The sequence below is a fragment of the Pseudarthrobacter sp. ATCC 49987 genome, from assembly GCF_009928425.1.
In the GTDB taxonomy this organism is placed as follows: domain Bacteria; phylum Actinomycetota; class Actinomycetes; order Actinomycetales; family Micrococcaceae; genus Arthrobacter.
Genome location: NZ_JAABNS010000001.1, coordinates 3,869,529 through 3,891,332, shown reverse-complemented (window position 1 = coordinate 3,891,332; position 21,804 = coordinate 3,869,529). Strand labels below are relative to the sequence as shown.

Here is a 21,804-nt window from a genome sequence, read left to right as displayed (position 1 = left end):
CTGGTCTTCACTGGCAGGGGGCCAGGATTCCGGAGTTTCACGGCCGGCCTGAGGCTGCCCGCAGGTGGTCCACGACGTACTGCTGCTGCACCTCGCTGATGTGCGGGAACATGGGCAGCGACAGGATCCCCCGGGCGGCCCGCTCCGCGACCGGGAAGGAACCGGGACCGCGGCCCATCCCCCGGTAGGCGCCGCTGAGGTGCACCGGAACCGGGTAGTGGATGCCGGCGCCGATACCTGCTGCGTTCAGGGCCGCAAGCACGCGGTCCCGATCCGGGACACGGATAACGTACAGATGCCAGACATCGGCGTTGCCCGGGGCTGTGCGGGGAAGCTCGACGCCGGGCAGGTCCGCCAGCAGCTCCGTGTAGCGTGCCGCGGCCTTCCGCCGTCGTTCGTTCCACATGGCCAGCCTGCGCAACTTGGCGTTGAGCACCACCGCCTGGATGGTGTCCAGGCGGGAGTTCATGCCAACCGTGTCGTGCTGATATTTCCGCTCGCTGCCGTGGGCGCCAAGCATCCGCACCCGGGCGGCGACGTCGTCGTCATTCGTCACCACGGCGCCGGCATCCCCGGCGGCCCCGAGGTTCTTGCCCGGGTAGAAGCTCGTCCCGGCGGCCAGTCCCAGCGTGCCGGCGAAGCGGCCATGGCGGGAAGCACCCTGGGACTGGGCGGCGTCTTCGACAATCACGGCGCCGCTGGCCGCCGCTATCGGTGCCAGGCGCTCGACGAAGGCGGTTTGGCCGAACAGGTGGACGGGCATGATGGCCTGGGTCCGGGCTGTCACAGCCTCGGCCACCCTGTCCGGATCGATCAGCAGGTACTCCGGATCGATGTCGACGGGCACCGGCAGCGCACCGATCCGGCTCACGGCCTCGGCGGTCGCGATGAAGGTGTTGGCGGGGAGGATGACTTCCCCTCCTGCCCTGACCCCGGCGGCACGGAGTGCCAGTTCCAGGGCGTCCGTGCCGTTGGCTACCCCCACGCAATGGCCGGCACCGAGGAACCGGGCATACGCCTGCTCAAATTCGGCCACGGCGGGGCCCCCAATGAAGGAAGCCTGGGCGAAGACCTCCTTGAGCCCGACCTCGACTTCGTCGGCGATCTCGTCCTGCTGGGCGCCCAAGTCAACGAAAGGGACGGAAAGCCGGCCGGTCACGGGCCGGGTCATCGTCCACCACCGGCCGCAGCCGCTGACGGCTCGAGCACCCGTGCCGGGACCCCCGCCCAGGTCTCCCCGTCGGGCACGTCGCCCAGGACGGCGGCGCCCATGCCTATCCTGGTTCCGGCCCCCACCCTGGTGCCTTCACGGACGGACGAGTTCATGCCAAGGTAGGCCGCGCGCCCGATCCTGACGCCGCCGCCGAGGCAGACGCCGGCAGCGAGGGTGGCGAAGTCCTCCACGACGTCGTCGTGGGTCAGCGTCACACCAGGCATCATCACGACGTGGCTCCCGACTGTGATTCCGGCGGTCAGGGTGACATTGCCCAGCAGGATGCTGCCGGGGCCGATGTCGCAGCAGTACGGGACCCGCACCGAAGGATCGACAATGGTCGCGAAGCGGTAGCCCGGGAAGCCCAGCCCGGCGAGCCGGGCGACCACCCGCTCACGGGCCCGCCCGGCGCCGATGCAGACCACCACCCGGGCTTCCGGGTAGCGGAGAACGTGGCTGGCGGGACCCAGGATGGGGGCGCCGTCCAGGACGGAGCCCGCCCTGAGTTCGTCGTCGTCGAGGACGCCGACCACATCGAACTGGCCGTTCTCGCGGACGCAGGCCAGAACCTCGCGGGCAAGGCCGCTGGCGCCGATTAGAAGTAGCTCAGTCATCGCTTTTCCCCGCAGCCTTCAGTATCGAATCGATGACCCGGGCCTGGTCGCCCAAGGTCAACTGGTGGTAGACGGGCAGGATCACGGTGTTGTCTGTGAGCCGTTCCGTCACCGACAGGTCCGCCCTGCCGGTGTCCCGCCGGGCGTAGGCGGGCTGCCGGTGCGCCGCCATGATGCCCCGCCGGGCGGAAATCCCGTCCTGGGCCAGCCGCTCCAGCAGTTCCTCCCGCCCGAGGGCGAAGCCTGGCAACACTTCGAACCAGAAGGACTGGAAATTGCTGGTGCCGTACAGGGGGTCCTGGCTGAAGCGCAGCCCCTCGACCCCGGCCAGAGCCTTCCGGTAGGCGGCGGCGATTGCCCGGCGCCGGGACACCGCTTCGCCCAGCCGGTCCAGCTGTACGAGCCCGACGGCGGCCTGCATGTCCGTCATCCGGTAGTTGAAGCCGATCTCCTCGTACTCCTCCGCAGGTGCCAGGACGGTGACGTGCCGATCGTTCGCCGAGACGCTCATGGCGTGTTCGCGGAGCTTCCGGGCCCGGTCCGCCCAGGCCGCGTTTTGGGTGGTCAGCATCCCACCTTCCCCGGTGGTGAGGATTTTGCGGGGGTGGAAGGACCAGGCGGCGAGCTCGGCGCCTGCCCCCACCGGCCGGCCACGGTACGTGGAGCCCGCCGCGCAGGCTGCGTCCTCGATGACGGTGATGCCCAGTCCGTCACAGAGGGCGCGGATCGGATCCAGATCGACCGGCATGCCGCCCTGGTCGACCACAATCACGGCGCGGGTGGCTGGAGTCAGGGCGGCGGCGAGCGTCCGCACGGACACGTTCCCGGTGTCCGGCTCGACGTCGGCGAAGACCGGCCTGGCGCCGACGTAGGTGACCGCGTTCGCGGTGGCGATGAACGAGAGGGACGGCACCACGACGTCGTCGTGTGCTCCGATGCCGGCCACCTTCAGGGCCAGGTGCAGGGCCGTGGTGCAGTTGGAGACCGCGACGGCATAGCCGGCCTGCTGCGTGCCGGCGAAGGCTTCCTCGAAGCGCGCCACGCGGGGTCCCTGTGCCACCCAGCCGGAGGCGATCACTTCGGCTACCGCCTCGGCTTCCTCGGCCCCGAGCCAGGGCTTCATCACGTTGATCCGGCTCAGGGTGTGATCCCGGCTGATGGTCACCGCGCACCTCCGACCCTGGCATCCGCGATCTCGGCGCGCAGCGGCCGCCACCAGTCGACCAGTTCGCGCAGCCCGTCCTCGAGGCCGGTTTCGGCGCTGAACCCGAGGTCGCGCCGGGCCGCTGCGGTGGCCGCCTGGCGCCGGACGACGCCGTTGACGGCCCGTTCGGGTCCGTGTTCCACGTGGAGCTCTGAATCCATCGCCCGCAACAGCGCCTCGGCCAGCTCCAGCAGGCTTGTCTCGGCACCGCTGGCGACGTTGTACACGCCCTCGACCACCCCGCTGCCGGCGGCCAGGATATTGGCCCGGGCCACGTCCCTCGTGTGGACGAAGTCCATGGTCTGCTGCCCGTCGCCGAAGATCAGCGGCGGCAGCCCGTCCTCGATGCGTTCCATCCAGCGGACCAGGACCTCGGTGTACAGGCCATGGACGTCCATCCGGGGCCCGTAGACGTTGAAGTAGCGCAGCAGCACATAGTCCAGGCCGGACATCGCACGGAAACTGCGGGCCATGGCCTCGTTGAAGGACTTGGCGGCGCCGTAGAACGTGTCGTTGTTGTGGTGGTGATGGCGTTCCGACGTCGGGAAGGTCTCGGCCATGCCGTAGACCGAGGCGCTGGAGGCCGCCACGAGCTTGCCGACCCGCTGGGCGGACGCGGCCTCGAGCACGTTGAACGTCCCGTCGACCAGCACCTCGAGGGCCAGCCGGGGTTCCTCGGCGCACTGGGTGATCCGGATGGCGGCCTGGTGGAAGATGATGTCCTTGCCGCGGCTCAGGTCGTGGACCAGGTCCCGGTCGCGGAGGTCCCCCTCGACGAGGTGGACCCGTCCGCTGGCAAGGGCCGGGTCGAGGTTGGCCCGCCTGCCGCGGACCAGGTTGTCCAGCACGTCGATCCTGCCGGCTCCGGCGTCGAGCAGATGGTCCACGACGGTGGAACCGATGGTCCCCGCCCCGCCGGTGACCAGTACCTGTGCACCCTGCAGCATACTCATGAGCTGACCTCCAGCTTCGCTTCATTGCCGACAACGATGCTGGCCTTCCCGTCCGCGCTGAGGCTGTCGCTGACGGCCTCCAGCACGGACAGCACCCGGAGGCCGGACGCGCCGGAAGTCCGTGCGGGCCGCTGCTGCCGGATGCTGGTGGCGAATTCCGCCACCATCTGGCCCAGCGCCTCATGTTCGGGCAGCGCGGGCGACCAGGTGTCACCCAGCCGGTAGGAGATAGCCGAGGCGGTCCGGTCGGCCGCCGACCGCGACTGCCGGTCCAGGCTGACTCCGCGGTCGTAGACACTGAGCCGCTGTTGGGGATTCAAGTCATCCCAGACCAGGGTGCGCCGGGACCCGCCGACCACCAGCTGGCGGATCTTGGTCGGGCTCAGCCAGTTCACGTGGACGTGGGCCATGGCGTCGTTAGGCAACGCGAACGTCAGGTGACCGATGCAGGCACGGCCGGTGCCCAGGGGATCCGCGCCGTGCGCCGCAACCTCCACCGGCCGCAGCCCGTCGGGAAGGATGAAGTCGAGGATGGACAGGTCATGCGGGGCGAGGTCCCAGAAGACATCCACGTCCGGCTGCACCAGTCCCAGATTGATCCGGACCGAATCGATGAAAAGAATGTCGCCGAGCGACCCGTCGGCGATCAGTTCCCGGATCTTCAGCACGGCCGGGGTGTAGCAGTAGGTGTGGTCCGCCATCAGGACCAGCCCCCGTTCGTCCGCTTCCTCAACCATCTCGAGTCCGCGGAGCCGGCTGTCGGCAAGTGGCTTCTCGACCAGCACGTGCTTGCCTGCCTGCAGCGCCGTCAGGGCGATTCCGTGGTGGGTGTGGGCCGGCGTCGCGATCGCTACGGCGTCGACGTCGGCCAGGTCCAGCAGTTCGTCGACGGAGCTGAAAACGGGAACCCCGCCCTGGGCCGCGGCGAGCTTGGCGGCCCGGTGCCGGTCAAGGTCCACGATTCCAGCCAGCTCCCAGTCGGGACTGGCGTTGAAGTTGCGCGCCAGGTTGGGCCCCCAGTAACCCGCACCGATGACGGCTGCCCGCAGCGGCACGGCGTCCGCCGCCGGGTTCCGGCCGCGGGAGTACCCCGAACGTGTTTCATTCATTGTGTGTCCTCACTCCGTTAGTACGCGCCCGCAGGCATGCACATAGCCCTAAAAGTGCGCCACATGATGATGACGTCACCCATGATCGACCAGTTTTCGACGTAGTAGAGATCCAGCCGCACGGCCTCATCCCAGGGCAGATCCGAGCGGCCGTTGACCTGCCACAGCCCGGTAATGCCCGGTTTGATCAGCAGCCGGCGGTGCGTGTGCCGCTCGTAGCGGCCCACCTCGCGCTGCAGCGGCGGGCGGGGTCCGACCAGGCTCATTTCGCCCGAGAGGACGTTCCAGAACTGCGGCAGTTCATCCAGCGAATACCGGCGCATCCAGCGTCCGCAGCGGGTAACCCGGGGATCGTTGTGCATCTTGAACAGAACGCCGGCGCCGTCGTTTTGCCCCCCAAGCCCAGCCAGCGCGGCCTCGGCATCTGTGACCATGGACCGGAATTTCAGCATCCGGAACGGTTTTCCGGCCTTGCCCACCCGCTCCTGCCTGAACAGGACAGGACCGGGGCTGTCGCGTTTGACGATGACCGCCAGGACGAGAAAGAGCGGCGACAGCAGCGTCAGGGCAACCGCGGCCACCGCAATGTCCAGGAGCCTTTTGAAAGCATGCTTGGCGCCGCTGTACCGGGGCACATCCACGTGCATCAACGGCAGGCCCTCCACCGGCCGCCAGTGGATCCGGGGCCCGGCCACGTTGGTCAGGGACGAGGCGAGCACCAGTTCCGCTTTGTGCTCCTCCAGCTCCCAGCCCAGTTCGCGGATGTACTGGTTGCCGCCGGGTACCGGGCCGGCCACGATGACCGCCTCCGCCCCGCAGCGGCCAACCGTCCGGACGACGTCATCGGTGGAGGAGAGGACCGGCACCCGGCGGCCGTCGACGTCGAACGACGTCCCCCGCCGCCCGCCGAGCAACGACACACCCAGGATCTCGTAGACGGCGCCCGACTTCTTGGCAATCCGCTTGAGCACGTAGCGCACGTCCTCGGCCTGGCCAATGACAATTGCCCTGACGAGGTACTGCCCCAGGGACTGGCGCGCGTTGTACCAGCGGCGCGCAATCCAGCGGCTGCCCGGCAGCAGGATCAGTCCCAGCGGGAGTGAGACCAGGTGGAACGCCGACGCCGGCTGGACGCGGAAGGCCACGAGGCCAACAGCGAGCAGCCCGAAGACCGCGCCGCTGGCAGCGGCGACGCGCTTGTACTCGCTGGTCCCGGCTCCCAGGATTTTCGGGTCCCTCGTGCGGTAGAGACCCAAGGCCGCAACCCACATCGCGCCGAGGATCCCGCCGATGAAAGCTGCGTTGAGGTCAGCGGGGCTTCCGGCAAAGGGCTGGCCGCCATCGAAGCGGACGAGGAATCCAACGATGACGCAGACGACGACCAGCAGGGCATCTGTGCCACGCAGGAGGCGGCGCAGGAACCGCGCCCATTCCCGGCCGGAGAGCCTCGCCGGGGCCGTTATGGTGGCGGGTGTGGCTGCGGGCAGCCCCGGAGCGTCAGCCGTGGTGCGTCCCGCGGTGGTCTGCAGCCGGGGGACAAAGGTTGCGGGAGCGGCATGGGCTGCGTGGGCCGTGTGCACGGCGTGGGATGCGTACGCGAGGTCTGCCACCGTCCCACCGGTGCGGGCGGCGGCGTGTCCCGGGCTGTGGAGGGCCAGGCCGAGCGGCACGCCCTCCGTCCGCGGCGTCACCGGCGCCCCTTCGGGCACGCGGTCCGCGGGCCGGCGGACGCTACGTCCGCACAAATTAAGGATGTTCGGTCATGCGGCCGAACATCCGGGGCGACAACGAACCAGCGTGCCATTGCGGCTCCCTCCAAAAGGCAATTGGCTGCATCGTTTGATGCCTGAGCCAATCCAAGTTGGTAGGGGATACCCCGGTCACGAGTGGTTGATACTTGCCTTTGCGAACCACCCTTCGGGGCCTTGCCCGGGTAGTACTTACTACCCGGACGTGGCCGCCCCGCGCTGGCACCGGAAATCGGGAGGCAAGTATCGCCGAACTCCGCCGCAGGGTGTTTTAGCTGGTCATACGGATCTTCAGGGCATTCCGCTCGACTGCAACGGCAAGATGCGTTCCGGTGCCGAGGTGGTCACCGTCCAGTTGGAACTCCTGCTCATGCTCCAGGGTGATTTCGGCGGACGTGCCCTGGAAGTACTCCACCGCTTCGGTCTCCCGCTTGTTCCGGCCAAAGATCCCGGCGACAACCCCCAGCCAGCCAAGCCGCCCGCGCGGGGCCAGGATCAACAGGTCCAGCGCGCCGTCATCGACCTTGGCGTCCGGGAAGATTTCGACCCCACCCATGATCCGGCCGCAATTGCCGATCATGACGCTGCGGATCCTGCGGCGGACGGGTTCCCCGCCGTCCACGCTGATCCTCGCCTTGACCGGTTTGCCGGGGAGCTTGCGGATGCCGGCCTCAACGTACGCGAGCCAGCCCATGCGGTCCTTCAGCGCGTCCACGGTATCGGCCATGATGGCGGCGTCGTACCCGAGGCCGGCCATCACCAGGAACACCTGTTCCTCGTCCGAGTGGTCCAGCGTTGCCTTGACGACATCGATGGCCCGGTCGCTGCCGTTGAGGACGTCGTAGCAGGCGGAGACCGGATCGGTGATGTCCACGCCGAGGTTGCGGGCCAGGAGGTTTCCCGTTCCCAGCGGCACGAGTCCCATGGGCGTTCCGGTTCCGGCGAGCACCTCGGCGACGCAGCGCACGGTGCCGTCGCCGCCGGCGGCGATCACGACGTCGACCCCCGCCTCCAGCGCCTGGCGTGCCTGGCCCGTTCCCGGGTCTTCGACCGTGGTTTCGAGCCAGAGCGGCTCGGCCCAGCCTTGTGTTTCACAGAGCCGGAGGACCGCGCCCTGGAGCGCCGGGCCACCGGATTTGGCGGGGTTGATGACCACGGCGGCGCGCCTGGGCTGCGTATTGCCCTCAGGCGCGGCGTGGCTGTCAGGCGCGGAATTGTTCTCTGGCATGGCGTCCTTCGAGGGCAGGGTGGAGTGGGGTGTCCCGGATTGAAATCCTAGCGGGATTCCGCGTGTAACCTCCGCAGCCGGGACGCGAACCGTGGACGTCCGCGCGCCACGGTCACTAGACTGGCCATGCTCAACTACTGGAGCCTGCCGGCGTAAGCCAACTGCCGGCGGGCCGCCTGTCCGGATCAGCCTGGCAGGACGCGCTCCAGGGGGCGGGAAGCGGGAGCACATGTCCGAAGCACAGGAGAACTACTCGGCTGAGGCCGAGGCGTCCAGCATGGATCCCCATGATTGGGGCCGGGCCATGGCGCTGGCAGTCACGCGGCTGGCAGAGCAGATCGCCCCGGCGGACAGCGAGGACATCCATGCCTCGCTCGTCGGCAAGGACCTTTACCTCAAAATCCGCGACGACGACGCAGGGGTCACCATTACGGTATCCACCGCGCCGGTGCAGGGCCCTTCCAGCTGAGGGCAGCTAGCGTCCGGAGGTCAGGTCCGCGGAGATGAGTTCCGCGGTGGCCACTGTGGCCTCGCGCACCGAATCCAGGTAGGCCTCCGGGTCCGGCCGGCTCGCAACCGACTGGGCCTGCAGGGACACGTTGATGGCGGCGACCACCTTGGGGCCGTCGTGGACCGGCGCGGCGATGGACATCAGCCCGGGCTCCAGCTCCTGGTTCAGCAGGCACCAGCCCTGGGCCCTGACCCGGGCCAGCTCCGCCAGCAGCCCCTCCCGCGTTCCGATGGCCAGCGGCGTCAGGGGCCGGATTTCCGTCCCGGCAAGGTACTCCTGCAGTTGGGCGGGCGGCAGGGCCGCGAGCAACACCCTGCCCATCGAGGTGGCGTACGCCGGGAAGCGGGTGCCGACGGTGATGCCGACGGTCATGATCCGGCGCGTCGCCACGCGGGCGATGTAGGCGATGTCCGTGCCCTCCAGGACGGCAGCCGACGTCGACTCCCCCAAATCGAGGGACAGCTCCTCGAGGTGCGGCTGGGCGAGCTGTGGCAGCGACAGACCGGACAGGTACGCGTATCCGAGCTGCAGTACCTTGGCTGTCAGGGCGAAGATCTTGCCGTCGGTGCGGACGTAGCCCAGCTCCACGAGGGTGTACAGGAACCGCCGGGCGGTGGCCCGGGTCAGGTCCGTCCGGGCCGCCACCTCGGTCAGCGTCATCTTCGGGTGGTCCGTGTCGAAGGCGCGGATCACGGCCAGGCCGCGCGCCAGCGACTGCACGTACTGGTCACTGGCCGCCGGCGCGCCACTGGTACTGGCGCCCTTTGCTGCGTCAATCATTCCCATTGCCTCTCGGTCCCGCACCACTTTATCCGTGCGGGCGGATTCTCAGTTTCCGACGGCGGCCGCGGCCCTGAGCGGCACCGGAACCATTTCCTGCAGCTCCTCGAGCGTGCAGCCGAAGGTCTCGCGGACCTCCACGCCGTCAGGGCCGGTCAGGAAGACGGCCTTGTCCGTGTAGACCCGGGTCACGCAGCCGATGCCGGTGAGCGGGTAGCTGCACGTCTCGACGAGCTTGGAAACGCCGTCGCGGGTCAGGAGGGTCATCATGACGAAGACGTCCTTGGCGCCGGTGGCGAGGTCCATAGCCCCTCCCACGGCCGGGATCGCGTCCGGGGCGCCCGTGTGCCAGTTGGCGAGGTCGCCGGTGGCGGAGACCTGGAAGGCCCCGAGCACGCAGATGTCCAGGTGCCCGCCGCGCATGATCGCGAAGGAGTCGGCGTGGTGGAAGTAGGACGCGCCGGGAAGTTCGGTCACCGGGATTTTTCCGGCGTTGATGAGGTCGCCGTCGATCTGGTCCCCGGTGGCCTCCGGGCCCATGCCCAGCATCCCGTTCTCCGTGTGGAGCGTGATGTTCTGCTCCGGCTCGAGGTAGTTGGAGACCAGGGTGGGCTGGCCGATGCCGAGGTTCACGAAGGAGCCGGGCTTGATGTCCCGGGCCACGAGGCGGGCCAGGTCATCGCGGCCCAGCGGCTTGTCGGATGTCTGAATGCCCGCGTGGCTGTTGGACTGGCTGCTCATCTCAGGCCACCTTCACAATGCTGTTGACGTAAATTCCGGGGGTCACGATGACCTCCGGATCAAGGCCGCCCGTGGGGACGATCTCGGACACCTGGACGACGGTGTGTTTGGCCGCGGCGGCCATAATCGGGCCGAAGTTCCGGGCGGTCTTGCGGTAGACAAGGTTGCCTTTGCCGTCGGCTTTGAGCGCCTTGATGAGTGCGACGTCGGCGTGGATGGGGGTCTCGAAGACCTGGCCGCGGCCGTCGAGGATGCGGGTTTCCTTGCCTTCGGCCAGCATGGTGCCGTAGCCGGTGGGGGTGAAGAAGCCGCCGATCCCGGCGCCCGCGGCGCGGATCCGTTCGGCCAGGTTGCCCTGCGGGACGAGTTCCAGTTCAATCTCACCGGCGCGGAACCTGGCGTCGAAGTGCCAGGAGTCGGACTGCCGCGGGAAGGAGCAGATCATCTTCTTCACCCGGCCTTCCTTGATCAGCAGCGCGAGGCCCTGGTCGCCCTGGCCGGCGTTGTTGTTGACCACGGTGAGGTCCGTGGCGCCGCAGTCCATCAGCGCGTCGATGAGTTCGAACGGCTGGCCGGCGTTGCCGAAGCCGCCGATCATGACGGTGGATCCGTCCTTGATGCCGGCGACTGCCTCGCCGACGCTGTCTACGAAGTTCAGCATGTCCTAACCCTTTACTGTCGCTGTTTGTGCCGTGACGTTTTCGAGGATGACGGCGAGCCCCTGGCCGACGCCGATGCAGATCGCGGCGACGCCCCAGCGTTCGCCGGAGGCCTGCAGGGACCGGGCCAGGGTCCCCAGGATCCGGCCGCCCGAGGCGCCCAGCGGGTGTCCCATCGCGATCGCCCCGCCGTGCCGGTTCACGATTGAGGGGTCGATGCCCCAGGCGTTGATGCAGGCCAGGGACTGCGCAGCGAAGGCCTCGTTGAGTTCGACGGCGCCGACCTGGTCCCAGCCGATCCCGGCCTTCGCGAGGGCCTTGTTCGCGGCCTCCACGGGGGCGTAGCCGAAGAACTGCGGATCGTTCGCGTGCGCGCCCCGGCCCGCGATCCGGGCCAGCGGTTCCAGGCCCAGCAGGCCGGCGGCGTTCTCGGATCCCAGCCACGCCGCGGACGCGCCGTCCGAGAGCGGGGAGGCGTTCCCGGCCGTGACGGTGCCGTCCCCGGTGCGGAACACGGTCTTGAGGCCGGCGAGCTTTTCGGCCGAGGACCCGGCGCGGATGCCCTCGTCCCGGGTGAGGTCCGTGCCCGGGACCACGGTGACGAGCCGGTCGTAGAAGCCCTCGTCCCAGGCCGCGGCGGCGAGGTTGTGGGAGTTCGCGGAGAACTCGTCCTGCGCGGCCCGGGTGATGCCGTATTTGTCGGCGAGGCGTTCGGTGGCTTCGCCCAGGGACACGGTCCAGTCCGGGCGCATGGCCGGGTTTACCAGGCGCCAGCCCAGGGTGGTGGAGACCAGGGTCATGTCCCCGGCCGGGTAGGGCTTCTCGGTCTTGGGCAGCACCCAGGGGGCCCGGGACATCGATTCGGCCCCGCCGACCAGCATCAGGTCCGCGTCGCCGGTGTTGATCTGCCGGGACGCGATGATCGCCGCGTCCAGCGAGGACCCGCAGAGCCGGTTCACCGTGGTGCCCGGGATCGAGACCGGCAGGCCGGCCAGGAGCGTGCCCATCCGGGCGATGTTCCGGTTCTCCTCGCCCGCGCCGTTGGCGTTGCCGAACACCACCTCATCGATCCGCTCAACATCGAGCTTCGGGGCGCGCTTCACGATCTCGCCGATCACGTGCGCGGCAAGGTCATCCGGGCGGACCCCGGCGAGCCCGCCGCCGAACTTCCCGAACGGGGTCCTGACGGCATCGTAAAGATAAGCCTGGTTCATGATTTCCTCTAATTTCCGTCTGAGAATCCCAACTAGCTAGCAGATAAGGCCCGTTCTGAGGGCTCAAAACGGCCCCTGCTGCCAGCTAGTTGGGAGGGGTGGCTGCGTCAAGCGCTGTGTTGTCCATTTCATGGAACACCTGCTGGGCGGTCTTGAAGGCGGTGTTGGCGGAGGGAACTCCGCAGTAGATGGCGGTCTGCAGCAGGATTTCCTTGATTTCGTCCCTGCTCAGGCCGTTGGTGATGGCGGCGCGGATGTGCATGGCCAGTTCTTCCCAGTGGCCGTGGGCCACCATCGCGGTGATGGTGACCGCGGAGCGCATCTGCCGGGTTAGTCCCGGGCGCGTCCAGATGCCGCCCCAGGCGATCCGGGTGATCATGTCCTGGAAGTCCTCGGTGAAGGAGTCCTTGTTGGCGTTGGCGCGGTCGACGTGCGCGGCGCCCAGCACCTCGCGGCGGACCACCATGCCGCCGTCGTAGATCTCCTGGCTGGTGGCGTCGGGCTGGACCACTCCGTTTCGCTCGGGGCCGGTTTGCTCGGGGCCGGTCACTTGGCCGCTCCCCCGGACTCGGTCCAGGTGATCAGGGTCCGCAGCAAGTCGGCAACGTGGCCGGGTGCCTCGAACGGCGCCAGGTGTGCCACGCCTTCCAGGCTCACGGCACTCGCAGTGCCGCCGCCGGCGGTGATCCCTTCGACGATCGCCTCGGCGACGGAGGGCGGTGCGACGCTGTCCTCCACGCCCGCGATGGCCTGGGTGGGAACGCTGATGCTGCCGAGTTCGTCCCGGACGTCGTAGGCGGCGAGGGCTTCGCAGCAGAAGGCATAGCTGAAGCGGTCGGCGTCGCGCAGGCTGTGCAGCAGCCGGCCGCTGAGTTCGGGCTGGCGCTCCATAAAGCCGGGGCCGAACCAGCGCTGCGCCGAGCCCTGGATCATCACGGGCGTTCCCTGCGTGCGGACGGTCTCCGCGCGTTCCAGCCAGCCTTCGGGGGTGCCGAGCTTGGCACCGGTGCACTGCACGGACAGGCTCTTGAGCCGTTCACCGTGCTTGATGCCCAGCTGCAGCCCGGTGGCGCCGCCCAGCGAAACACCGGCGTAGTGGAATCTCGCTCCGGGGGCGATCGAATCAACCAGCTCGATGACGGCGTCCGCCAGTTCAGCGACGGTGAACGCCTCCTGCGCGGCCGGTGAGATGCCGTGGCCCGGCAGGTCCCAGGCGACGACGTCGACGTCGTTCCCGAGCAGGGCGCCTGCCTGGCTCCACAGCAGTGTGGACGTCCCCAGGGACGGACCCACCACAAGGAGGGGCTTGTCCCCCAGCGGGCGCTGGGGCGAGAGCAGTACTGCCTTGACTGTAGGTCTAGCCACGGGAGGCTCCGTTCAGGTCGAGGGTCGGTGATGGGTTGTGGGTTCCGGCGGCGGTTCTTGTGTCGGTGACGGTGTTGGTGTCGGTGACACTGACGCTGTAGTCCGGGTAGGCCGCGAGGATGCGGCGGGAGATTTCGGCGGCCTGGCCGAGGTAGTTGGCCGGGTCGAGCAGCTCCTCCAGCCGGGCGCCGGAGAGCAGCTCCGCCGGGACGGCGGCGCGGAGCAGCCGCCGGTACGTGCTGGCCTGTTCGGCGGCAGGGACCTGGAGCGTCTGGTCCACGACGGACTGCAGCCGCTGTTTGCCGTCAGCGCTGTTCTCATCCGCGACGTTCCCCGCGAGGAGGGGTGCGACGGCGGCCGTGACGGCTTCGCTGAGCAGCAGGGGTCCGGAAAGATCCAGGTTGCGGCGCATGGCCTCGGGGAAGACCTGCAGGCCTTCGGCGAGTTCGCGGAGCTGCACGGCGGCGCCGAGGCTGAGGCGGAGGAGCTGGCGGAGGGCCGGCCATTCGCTGTGCCAGGCACCGTCGGGGCGTTCGTCGTTGAAGTTGGCGGCGGCCAGGTGCAGCTGCGCGGCCTGGCCGGGCGCCTGCAGGGCAGCGCTGCGGACCAGCACGGACAGCACCGGGTTCTGCTTCTGCGGCATGGCCGAGGACCCGCCGCGGCCGGCGGCGCGGGGTTCGGCGAGTTCGGCGACCTCAGGGCGGCTGAGGAACAGCACGTCGGAGGCAATCTTGCCCGCAGCGTCGGTCACGGCGGCCAGGGCGTCGCCGAGGGACGTCACCGCCACCCGGTTCGTGTGCCACGGCGCCGGGACTGCGGCGAGGCCGAGTTCCGCGGCGAGACTGTCGGAGAGCTCAAAGGGGGTGCGGCCCGAGCCCGCCGCCAGCACGGTGCCGGCCGCGAGGGTTCCGGCGGCTCCCCCGGTCTGCACCGGGAATTCCAGGGCCTCGAGCCGGCGCGCGGCGGCGGCGAGCCCGTGGAACCATTGGGCCGCCTTGAGCCCGAAGCTGAACGGCAGGGAGTGCTGGGTGAGGCTTCGGCCGACGCACAGGGTGTCCGCATGGAGTTCGGCGAGTGTGGCAAGCGCCGCCGTCGTTGCCTTGACCTCGGTGAGCAGTCCCGTGACCGCATCCCGGCACAGCAGCATGAGCGCCGTGTCGAGGACGTCCTGGCTGGTCAGCGAGGTGTGCACGGCTTTCGCCGCACCGATTCCCGCCAGGTCCAGGGCCTTTACGTGGCCGCGGAGATCCGCCAGCAGAGGGATCACCGGGTTGGCGCCACCCTGGGCGCGCACGGCAATGTCCGCGACGTCATAGCGGCCCACCTCGGCGGCGGCGGCGACCACCGCGGCGGAGCCGGCCGGGGCGAGGGCTGCCTGGTCCAGGACTGCAGCCCAGGCGGCCTCGACCCGGAGAATGGCGGCAAGGACGGCCCGGTCCCCGGTCAGCGCCGCCACGAACGGCGACGCCGACACGGGGCTCAGGAGGCCGACGTCGCCCTGCACGCCGCCCCCGGTCGCTCCTCTGGTTTCGCGGGAGGTCACGTCGAGGCGCCCTCGAAGTCGAGGAACACGGTCTCGCCCTCGCCCTGGAGACGGATGTCCCACGTCAGCCCGCCGTCGGCGTCGCGGCGTGCGATCAGCGTCTTGCGGCGGTCCGGGTCCAGCGAGGACAGCAGCGGATCCGCGGCCAGCGCCTCCTCGTTCTCCGGCAGGTAGATCCGGGTGAAGAGCCGGTTCATCAGGCCGCGGGCGAAGACCGCGACGGAAATGAACGGGGCCGCGCCCTCCTCGGTGGGGCCGGGGTTGACCGTGGTGAACGTGAAGACGCCGGTGTTGCCCACGGCGCTGCGGCCGAAGCCGGTGAACGTGTAGCCGTCCCGCACGAGCGAACCCGTGTGGTGCGGAACGCTGCCCTCGGCGTCCGGTTGCCAGATCTCCAGGATCGCGTCCGGGATCGGGTGTCCGGCGCCGTCGTACACGGTGCCCTGGAGCCGGATGGAGCCCGGCGAGCCCGGGGCCAGCAGCTCGCGGTCCTTGGTGTAGGGCAGTGCGTAGCCGTAGAACGGACCCACTGTCTGGCCGGGTGTCGGGGTGAGTTTACTCATGCTGGTCTCCTTCTGCGCCTAATGCCTCGTTCTCGGTCCAGGTCCGCTTCGACCCGGTCAGGACGATGTCCCAGTTGTATGCGAGCGCCCATTCGGGCTTGGTCTGCTCGTGGTTGTAGGTGGCCACGAGCCGGTCCCGGGCGTCCTGGTCCACGATCGACTGGTAGATCGGGTCCAGCGGGAAGAGCTGGTCCCCGGGGAAGTACATCTGGGTGACGATCCGCTGGGTGAATTCCTGCCCGAACAGGGAGAAGTGGATGTGGGCCGGGCGCCAGGCGTTGAGGTGGTTCTTCCACGGGTAGGCGCCGGGCTTGATGGTGGTGAAGCTGTAGGAGCCGTCGGCGCCCGTGATGCAGCGGCCGACGCCGGTGAAGTTGGGGTCCAGCGGGGCCGGGTGCTGGTCGCGCTTGTGGATGTAGCGGCCGGCGGAGTTCGCCTGCCAGATCTCCACGAGCTGGCCGGCGACGGGACGGCCGTCGCCGTCGAGCACACGGCCTGACACGACAATCCGTTCGCCCAGCGGATCGCCGTTGTGCTGGATGGTCAGGTCCGCTTCCAGCGCGTGCACGTCCATGTGCCCGAACGCCGGAGAGTAGAGCTCGATGGTTTCCGGGTCCGCGTGGTGCAGGTCCTTGGTGGGGTGGCGCAGGACGCTGCTGCGGTACGGCGCATAGTCCAGCCGGGGCTGGATCTCTGCCGGGGCACCGTTCTTGAGCGCCTGCGCGTAGGCCTCGCCGATGGCCTTCATCTCGGCACTGAGGTCCGCCTGCGACTCTGCGGCGGCGTCCAGGGGAGCATACGTCTTCGGTGCTGCCTCCGTGGTTTCGTCGGACACGTCCTCGGTGAGCGGATCCGCGTTGTAGATCTCAAGGTTGATTTCTTCAGGCACAGCAGCCTCCTTTCGTTGGGTGTTGATGGTGGTTGTGGGTTATTGCCGGGCCGTTCAGGTGGTGAGGTTGAGCTGGTGCAGGTGGTCGTACTGGACGGCGTGCCGCACCGGGGCGTTCGGCGCCCCGTAGCCGTCGTAGGTTCCGCGGCGCTCCACCATTTCGAAGAACACGCTGCCCACGGTGGCGGTGTAGAAGTGCAGGAACTCGCCGTCGGCATCGCGGTCGTACAGCAGGTTGAGGTCCCGGAGGGTGGCCAGGAAGGCAGGGTCCAGGTCGAAACGCGCGTCGAGGTCCTCGTAGTAGTTCGACGGGATCCGGAGGAAATCAAGGCCCCGAGCCCGCGCGGACCGGGCCGTCGCCACCAGGTCATCCACGGCGAAGGCGATGTGTTCCTGGTAGGTCCGGCGCTGGCCGGTGCCGGCAGTCGCGTCCGGGCCGGCGGTCCCCTCTGCAGGGGCGCCTTCGCGCTGGACCAGCGGGGCCAGGTTCAGCACCAGGCGGACGCCGCGGTCGCGGGTGAGCATTACCTGGGACCGGACCAGCCCGGTGGGGCTGGCGACTTCCGCGTATGGCTGGGGTTCCAGCGCCAGGGCGCTGGTGTAGAAGAGGACGGCTTCGTCGAAGTGCTGCCAGGGCTGGGCCAGGTTGACGTGGTCAATTACGGCACTCTGCCCGGCTGCCGGGCCGGGAGCCGGGGCTGCCATTCCCTTGCCGAATTCGCGGGTCCACACGGCAGTTCCGTCGGGGCTGCCCTGGCACAGGAAGATCTCGGTGAAGTCCGGGGCGGCGAAGCCCTGGAAGATTTCCTCGTCGGCCTGGCTCTTGCGCGGCACGGCAGGGGCCTTGAGCTGCTGGGCCCGGGCCGCGGCGATCACGGGGGAATCGACGTCGAAGCCCAGGGCGGAAATTGCAGGTGCCATGGCGGCCTGGGAGTCGCGGGATTCCTGGGAGGAGTCTTCGTTGATGATCACGCGGGCGTGGCCCATGGTCCACAATTGCACATTCTTGGTCCGGTGGCGCCCGTTGAACGCGAACCCCAGCTGGCCCAGCAGGGTTTCCAGTCCTGCGGTGTCCGCGGCCCTGACCTCGGCGAAGTTGAAGCCGGCCGGCTCGGCCACCTGCGGGAGCGTGGCCAGTTCCATCGGGTAACGGCGGCGGCCGGCCGTGCGGGTACCGGCGCCGGCGGCGCCGTTTTCGGCGGCTGCAGCCGCGTCCAGCCATTTGGCGGCCTGCTCCTCGAGCCAGATCAGCGACCGCATCGCATCCACGGCGGTGCGTTCGACGTCGGACTGGCGGAAGACGTCGTTGAAGACCTCCAGGGACACCGGGCCGGTGTAGCCGGCCCGGACCACGTGGCCGAGGAATTTGGCGAGGTCGAACTGCCCTTCGCCCGGGAAGACGCGGTAGTGCCGGCTCCAGGACAGCACGTCCATGGACAGCTTGGGCGCATCAGCCACCTGGACGAAGAAGATCTTCTCCGGGTTGAAGGCCTCGATCGGGGCGGTGTCCCAGTCGCGGGAGAGGATATGGAAGGAGTCCAGGCAGGTGCCGAGGTTGGGGTGGTCCACCGTTTCCACGAGCCGGTGGGCGTGCGCGTAGTCGTTGACGTACTTCCCCCAGGCCAGTGCCTCGTAGGCCACTTTGACCCCGTGGTCCTGGGCGAGGGCGGCGAGCGCGGCGAGCTGTTCGGCCCGGAGTCCGTCGTCGTCAATGCTGGCGGTGGCAACGTTGGAGCAGACCAGGATGGTGTCCATGCCGAGGCGGGACATGAGCCGGAACTTGGCCTCCGCCCGGCGCAGGTTGGCGGCGAGCACGTCCCCGGGCACACTGTCGAAGTCGCGGAACGGCTGGTAGAGATCCAGGCCCAGTCCCAGGTCGGCGGCCATCTTGCGGACGTCCTCGGGGCTCAGCGGGGACGTGACGAGGTCCTGTTCGAAAATCTCGATCCCGTCGAAGCCCGCGCTGGCGCAGGCCTGCATTTTTTCCCGCAGCGTGCCGGAGAGGCAGACGGTGGCGATTCCGGTGCGCATCAGGCGGCCACCTCTTCGGCGGCGACGAGTGCCAGGAAGTGCGCGCGCATCCGGTCGGCGTCGGCCTCGAGGCCGGTGAAGATCCGGAAGGCGTCGGCGGCCTGCCCCACGGCCATCCGCCCGCCGTCGAGCACGTCGCAGCCCTTCGCCCGGGCCTCGCGGATCAGTCGGGTCTCGATCGGGCGGTACACGATGTCCGCGACCCAGTGCCGCGATTCCACCAGGGACATGTCCAGCGGGACGCCGGGGTGGGCGGCCATGCCCACCGGGGTGCAGTGCACCAGGCCGTCGGCCAGCGGCATCAGCTGCGGCAGCTCCGCCGTCGTCCGGGCGGTGACCAGCTGGTCCGGGAAGAAGCCGGCCAGTTCGGCGGCGCGCGCAGCGCAGCGGGCAGGATCGGTGTCCACCAGGTCCAGTTCGCGGACACCGGCGGTGAGCAGGGCGTAGGCGACCGCAGAGCCTGCGCCGCCGGCACCCAGCTGCACCACGCGGTTCAGCTTGGCGCCCGGCAGGCCCGTGGCCAGGGCGGCCGCGAACCCGGAGAAGTCGGTGTTGTGGCCAATGAAGCGGCCGTCCCGGATGGTCACCGTGTTGACCGCGCCGAGGCGGCGGGCGTCCGGAGTGACCTCGTCAAGGTGTTCCAGGGCCAGCTGCTTGCACGGGTGGGTGATGTTCAGGCCATTAAAGCCCAGGCGGTAGGCGCCGGTCAGGAGCTCGCCGACGCTCTGGCCGGGGAGTCCCAGCTCGGTGAGGTCGATGGGGCGGTAGAGGTACCGCAGGCCCTGCACGTCGCCTTCGCGTTCGTGCATCAGGGGCGTAAGGGAGGGCATCACGCCATCGCCTATCAGTCCCACAAGATAGGACTCTGCTCGACTGCTCATCCGTATAGCTCCTTTGACAACGGCACTCGGCGGGCGGGGGCGCACGGGGCGCCGGCCGCGGGCCGGGTGATGGGAATTACATTACCGCAATTGTTCACATGTTGCACTGTTGTTCTACTAGCGAACAAAGTGTGACGGCCCAAGGCCGTCCGGCTCATCACTGGGGCAGCCGCGCGGACAGCTCTGCCGCCGCTGCCTGGAGCAGCGGGACCAGTGCCACGAGGGCCTCCACGCTCATCCTGAAGACCGGGACCGCCGTGGCCAGCGCGGCGAAGGCGTGGCCCTGCGAGTTGAACACCGGGACGGCGACAGCCCGCATGCCCAGCTCGTTTTCCTCGTCCATAACGGCGTAGCCGCGTTTGCGGACCAGCTCAATCTCGGCCCGGAAGGCATCCCGGTCCGTGATGGAGAATTCGGTCAACGGCTCCAGCTCGAGCCGTTCCAGGAGCTGGCTGCGCGTGGCGTCGTCAGCGAAGGCCACCAGCGCCTTTCCCACCGAGGTGGTGTGCAGGGCGCCCAGGTGGCCAGGGTCGCTCGTGACGCGGAAGGTTTGGGGCCCGTCCACCTTGTTGACGGTGAGGTGGTGGTTTCCGTCCCGCACGGAGAGGATGGTGGCCTCGCCCGTCTCCTCGGTGACGCGCCGCAGGATGGGCAGGGCGGTGCCGGCGAATCCGTGATGGTTGGACACCCGCTGGCCGAGCTGGAAGATCCGCAGCCCCAGATGGTAGCGGCGGCCGTCCGGCTCATAGTCCACGAAGCCGTCCCGGGTCAGCGAGCCCAGCAGGCGGTAGGTGGTACTGAAGGGCAGCTCCGCCCGGCGGGACAGCTCCGCGGCACTCGCACCCCGCGGCTCGTCGCCAAGCAGGACCAGCAGGCCCAGGGCCTTGCCGACCATGTCTGTCCGGGAGTCTTCCTTCCCGGCGCTGGCACCCGCTTTTGCGCCCTTGCCGGCGGGGGCGGCAACGACGGCGGCAGCCTCGGGCAACTCTGTGTCTTGATTCACACTCATGGCTCAATGCTCTCACATGGTGAGAGCTATTTCTAGATGGTGATTATTTTTCTTGACAAGTGATCACCCTCACAGTCATGATTGCTACATCGCACAAGTAGCTCCCACCATGTGGCTACTCGTCCGGGTCTTTCCACGAACCTCCGGCTGCCGCACACTTAAAGCCAGCGGCGGCCGAGACCTTCCTGATCCATCCGCGACAATGTCGTCACACAAAAGGAACACCATGAGCCAGACACTCCCGTCTACGACGCCGGGCACGGAAGCACCGGCCGGGACACCGAAGAAGGCAGCCCTCGCCAGCTTCCTGGGCAGCGCCGTCGAGTACTACGACTTCTTCATCTTCGGATCGGCCGCCGCGCTGATCTTCCCGACGGTCTTCTTCCCCGACGCCGGCGCCAACGCGGCGATCATGTCCTTCGCAACCTTCGGCTTCGCCTACGTTGCCCGGCCGGTCGGGGCCGTCATCCTGGGCCACTTCGGTGACCGGGTGGGCCGCCGCAAGGTCCTCATGTTCACGCTCCTGCTGATGGGCGCCTCCACCTTCGTGATCGGCTGCCTGCCCGATTTCAACACCATCGGCTGGTGGGCTCCGGCCCTGCTGGTGCTGGCGCGTCTGTGCCAGGGCCTCTCCGCGGCCGGCGAGCAGGCCGGCGCCTCCTCCATGACACTGGAGCACGCCCCGGACAACCGCCGCGCCTTCTTCACCTCCTGGACACTCACCGGCACCCAGGGCGGCCAGATCCTCGCGGCCCTCGTCTTCATCCCCGTCCTGGCGCTGCCGGACGAGATCAAGTACGGCATCGGCTGGCGCATCCCGTTCTGGCTCAGCGCCATCGTCGTGCTTGTGGCGTTCTTCATCCGCCGCACCCTGCACGAGCCCCCGGCCTTCGAGGAAGCACAGAAGAACGCCCAGATCTCGAAGCTCCCCGTCGCGGACCTGCTCAAGCACCACTGGCGCGATGTCCTCCGCGTCGTCGCCTGCGCCTTCATCGCCGCCGTCTCCACCGTGTTCGGCACCCTGGCCATCGCCTATGCCAAGAACGTCGCCGGCGTGGACGGCACCACCACCCTCTGGCTCGTCGTCGGCGCCAATGTGTTCGCCCTCGGCACCCAGCCGCTCTTCGGCAAGCTCGCAGACCGGATCGGCCGCAAGCCGGTCTTCATTTACGGCGCCCTGTCCAGTGCGGTCCTGACGCCCGTGTTCCTGCTCAGCCTCGAGTCCGGCAGCGTGCCGCTGATGTTCCTGACCGCCATCGGCTTCTTCTCCTTCGGCTACGCAGCGTCCAACGCCGTCTGGCCGTCCTTCTACGCCGAAATGTTCAGCACCAAGGTCCGCTTCTCCGGCCTGGCCATCGGCACCCAGCTCGGCTTCCTGATGGCAGGCTTCGCCCCGGCAATCGTCGCGGCCATGGGCGGCATCAAGCCCGGCGGCTGGGTCCAGATCAGCATCTTCACCGCCGTCATCTGCGTCATCGCGGCCGTCTCGGCCCTGACCGCCAAGGAAACCTTCAAGACGCCCACCAAGGAGCTCGGCCTGAAGTAACCC

21 protein-coding genes are annotated in these 21,804 nt (G+C 68.7%); 2 read left to right on the top strand and 19 right to left on the bottom strand.

The features are described 5' to 3' along the window. Positions 1-37: 37 nt before the first annotated feature. From GXK59_RS18045 to GXK59_RS18015, 7 genes are all read right to left on the bottom strand, one after another. Positions 38-1,171 carry a DegT/DnrJ/EryC1/StrS family aminotransferase gene (locus GXK59_RS18045; RefSeq protein WP_160668736.1) on the bottom strand — a complete coding sequence of 378 codons (1,134 nt, stop codon included), beginning with the start codon at positions 1,169-1,171 and terminating at the stop codon, positions 38-40. Next, positions 1,168-1,827, bottom strand: coding sequence for an acetyltransferase (locus GXK59_RS18040; protein WP_160668735.1), 660 nt, complete (start codon positions 1,825-1,827; stop codon positions 1,168-1,170). Before GXK59_RS18040 ends, GXK59_RS18045 begins: the two co-directional genes overlap by 4 nt. Next, positions 1,820-2,992, bottom strand: a complete 1,173-nt coding sequence (locus GXK59_RS18035; protein ID WP_160668734.1) for a DegT/DnrJ/EryC1/StrS family aminotransferase — start codon at positions 2,990-2,992, stop codon at positions 1,820-1,822. Before GXK59_RS18035 ends, GXK59_RS18040 begins: the two co-directional genes overlap by 8 nt. Continuing rightward, the gene (locus tag GXK59_RS18030) at positions 2,989-3,984 is read right to left on the bottom strand and encodes an NAD-dependent epimerase/dehydratase family protein (RefSeq protein ID WP_160668733.1); all 996 of its coding nucleotides are present in this window, start codon (positions 3,982-3,984) and stop codon (positions 2,989-2,991) included. Before GXK59_RS18030 ends, GXK59_RS18035 begins: the two co-directional genes overlap by 4 nt. Then, positions 3,981-5,093 carry a Gfo/Idh/MocA family protein gene (locus GXK59_RS18025; RefSeq protein WP_160668732.1) on the bottom strand — a complete coding sequence of 371 codons (1,113 nt, stop codon included), beginning with the start codon at positions 5,091-5,093 and terminating at the stop codon, positions 3,981-3,983. The genes GXK59_RS18030 and GXK59_RS18025 overlap by 4 nt, the downstream gene beginning before the upstream one ends. Before the next feature lie 17 nt (positions 5,094-5,110). Further along, a complete protein-coding gene (locus GXK59_RS18020) occupies positions 5,111-6,673 on the bottom strand; it encodes a sugar transferase (RefSeq protein ID WP_202129235.1) in 1,563 nt (520 codons plus the stop codon). A gap of 439 nt (positions 6,674-7,112) precedes the next feature. After that, positions 7,113-8,069 carry a diacylglycerol/lipid kinase family protein gene (locus tag GXK59_RS18015; RefSeq protein ID WP_160668730.1) on the bottom strand — a complete coding sequence of 319 codons (957 nt, stop codon included), beginning with the start codon at positions 8,067-8,069 and terminating at the stop codon, positions 7,113-7,115. A gap of 229 nt (positions 8,070-8,298) precedes the next feature. Here GXK59_RS18015 and GXK59_RS18010 point away from each other — a divergent pair, with 229 nt between their 5' ends. Further along, on the top strand, positions 8,299-8,538 hold the full coding sequence (locus GXK59_RS18010) for a hypothetical protein (protein WP_160668729.1): 240 nt from the start codon (positions 8,299-8,301) through the stop codon (positions 8,536-8,538). Positions 8,539-8,544: 6 nt separating this feature from the next. Here the strand turns inward: GXK59_RS18010 and GXK59_RS18005 are convergent, their stop codons facing one another. From GXK59_RS18005 to GXK59_RS17950, 12 genes are all read right to left on the bottom strand, one after another. Then, on the bottom strand, positions 8,545-9,360 hold the full coding sequence (locus GXK59_RS18005) for an IclR family transcriptional regulator domain-containing protein (protein WP_160668728.1): 816 nt from the start codon (positions 9,358-9,360) through the stop codon (positions 8,545-8,547). 48 nt (positions 9,361-9,408) lie between these two features. Further along, entirely contained in the window at positions 9,409-10,101 is a 693-nt protein-coding gene (locus tag GXK59_RS18000; RefSeq protein WP_160668727.1) for a 3-oxoacid CoA-transferase subunit B, read from the bottom strand. Between the two features lies 1 nt (position 10,102). Next, the gene (locus tag GXK59_RS17995; protein WP_160668726.1) at positions 10,103-10,762 is read right to left on the bottom strand and encodes a 3-oxoacid CoA-transferase subunit A; all 660 of its coding nucleotides are present in this window, start codon (positions 10,760-10,762) and stop codon (positions 10,103-10,105) included. Positions 10,763-10,765: 3 nt separating this feature from the next. Then, a complete protein-coding gene (locus tag GXK59_RS17990) occupies positions 10,766-11,974 on the bottom strand; it encodes a thiolase family protein (RefSeq protein WP_160668725.1) in 1,209 nt (402 codons plus the stop codon). A gap of 85 nt (positions 11,975-12,059) precedes the next feature. Continuing rightward, entirely contained in the window at positions 12,060-12,524 is a 465-nt protein-coding gene (gene pcaC / locus GXK59_RS17985; RefSeq protein WP_160668724.1) for a 4-carboxymuconolactone decarboxylase, read from the bottom strand. Further along, positions 12,521-13,339: an alpha/beta fold hydrolase gene (locus tag GXK59_RS17980; protein ID WP_160668723.1), complete on the bottom strand. Its 819-nt coding sequence runs from the start codon at positions 13,337-13,339 to the stop codon at positions 12,521-12,523. Before GXK59_RS17980 ends, pcaC begins: the two co-directional genes overlap by 4 nt. Next, positions 13,332-14,882, bottom strand: a complete 1,551-nt coding sequence (locus tag GXK59_RS17975; protein WP_237393946.1) for a lyase family protein — start codon at positions 14,880-14,882, stop codon at positions 13,332-13,334. The genes GXK59_RS17980 and GXK59_RS17975 overlap by 8 nt, the downstream gene beginning before the upstream one ends. Next, entirely contained in the window at positions 14,879-15,445 is a 567-nt protein-coding gene (pcaG, locus tag GXK59_RS17970; RefSeq protein WP_160668722.1) for a protocatechuate 3,4-dioxygenase subunit alpha, read from the bottom strand. Before pcaG ends, GXK59_RS17975 begins: the two co-directional genes overlap by 4 nt. After that, positions 15,438-16,334, bottom strand: coding sequence for a protocatechuate 3,4-dioxygenase subunit beta (pcaH, locus tag GXK59_RS17965; RefSeq protein WP_160668721.1), 897 nt, complete (start codon positions 16,332-16,334; stop codon positions 15,438-15,440). Before pcaH ends, pcaG begins: the two co-directional genes overlap by 8 nt. A gap of 54 nt (positions 16,335-16,388) precedes the next feature. Then, positions 16,389-18,365, bottom strand: coding sequence for a bifunctional sugar phosphate isomerase/epimerase/4-hydroxyphenylpyruvate dioxygenase family protein (locus tag GXK59_RS17960; protein WP_160668720.1), 1,977 nt, complete (start codon positions 18,363-18,365; stop codon positions 16,389-16,391). Continuing rightward, positions 18,365-19,246, bottom strand: coding sequence for a shikimate dehydrogenase (locus GXK59_RS17955; protein WP_160668719.1), 882 nt, complete (start codon positions 19,244-19,246; stop codon positions 18,365-18,367). Before GXK59_RS17955 ends, GXK59_RS17960 begins: the two co-directional genes overlap by 1 nt. Positions 19,247-19,403: 157 nt before the next feature. After that, positions 19,404-20,255 carry an IclR family transcriptional regulator gene (locus GXK59_RS17950; RefSeq protein WP_160668718.1) on the bottom strand — a complete coding sequence of 284 codons (852 nt, stop codon included), beginning with the start codon at positions 20,253-20,255 and terminating at the stop codon, positions 19,404-19,406. Between the two features lie 226 nt (positions 20,256-20,481). Here GXK59_RS17950 and GXK59_RS17945 point away from each other — a divergent pair, with 226 nt between their 5' ends. Further along, positions 20,482-21,801 (top strand): MFS transporter, encoded by a 1,320-nt coding sequence (locus tag GXK59_RS17945; protein ID WP_160668717.1) that lies wholly within the window; start codon positions 20,482-20,484, stop codon positions 21,799-21,801. Positions 21,802-21,804 lie beyond the last annotated feature (3 nt).

Excerpts from the sequence above, each read along its gene's own strand:
- GXK59_RS18045 (WP_160668736.1), bottom strand. The coding sequence starts at position 1,171 with ATGACCCGGCCCGTGACCGGCCGGCTTTCCGTCCCTTTCGTTGACTTG.
- GXK59_RS18040 (WP_160668735.1), bottom strand. The coding sequence starts at position 1,827 with ATGACTGAGCTACTTCTAATCGGCGCCAGCGGCCTTGCCCGCGAGGTT.
- GXK59_RS18030 (WP_160668733.1), bottom strand. The coding sequence starts at position 3,984 with ATGAGTATGCTGCAGGGTGCACAGGTACTGGTCACCGGCGGGGCGGGG.
- GXK59_RS18025 (WP_160668732.1), bottom strand. The coding sequence starts at position 5,093 with ATGAATGAAACACGTTCGGGGTACTCCCGCGGCCGGAACCCGGCGGCG.
- GXK59_RS18015 (WP_160668730.1), bottom strand. The coding sequence starts at position 8,069 with ATGCCAGAGAACAATTCCGCGCCTGACAGCCACGCCGCGCCTGAGGGC.
- GXK59_RS18010 (WP_160668729.1), top strand. The coding sequence starts at position 8,299 with ATGTCCGAAGCACAGGAGAACTACTCGGCTGAGGCCGAGGCGTCCAGC.
- GXK59_RS18005 (WP_160668728.1), bottom strand. The coding sequence starts at position 9,360 with ATGATTGACGCAGCAAAGGGCGCCAGTACCAGTGGCGCGCCGGCGGCC.
- GXK59_RS18000 (WP_160668727.1), bottom strand. The coding sequence starts at position 10,101 with ATGAGCAGCCAGTCCAACAGCCACGCGGGCATTCAGACATCCGACAAG.
- GXK59_RS17995 (WP_160668726.1), bottom strand. The coding sequence starts at position 10,762 with ATGCTGAACTTCGTAGACAGCGTCGGCGAGGCAGTCGCCGGCATCAAG.
- GXK59_RS17990 (WP_160668725.1), bottom strand. The coding sequence starts at position 11,974 with ATGAACCAGGCTTATCTTTACGATGCCGTCAGGACCCCGTTCGGGAAG.
- pcaG (WP_160668722.1), bottom strand. The coding sequence starts at position 15,445 with ATGAGTAAACTCACCCCGACACCCGGCCAGACAGTGGGTCCGTTCTAC.
- GXK59_RS17960 (WP_160668720.1), bottom strand. The coding sequence starts at position 18,365 with ATGCGCACCGGAATCGCCACCGTCTGCCTCTCCGGCACGCTGCGGGAA.
- GXK59_RS17955 (WP_160668719.1), bottom strand. The coding sequence starts at position 19,246 with ATGAGCAGTCGAGCAGAGTCCTATCTTGTGGGACTGATAGGCGATGGC.
- GXK59_RS17950 (WP_160668718.1), bottom strand. The coding sequence starts at position 20,255 with ATGAGTGTGAATCAAGACACAGAGTTGCCCGAGGCTGCCGCCGTCGTT.
- GXK59_RS17945 (WP_160668717.1), top strand. The coding sequence starts at position 20,482 with ATGAGCCAGACACTCCCGTCTACGACGCCGGGCACGGAAGCACCGGCC.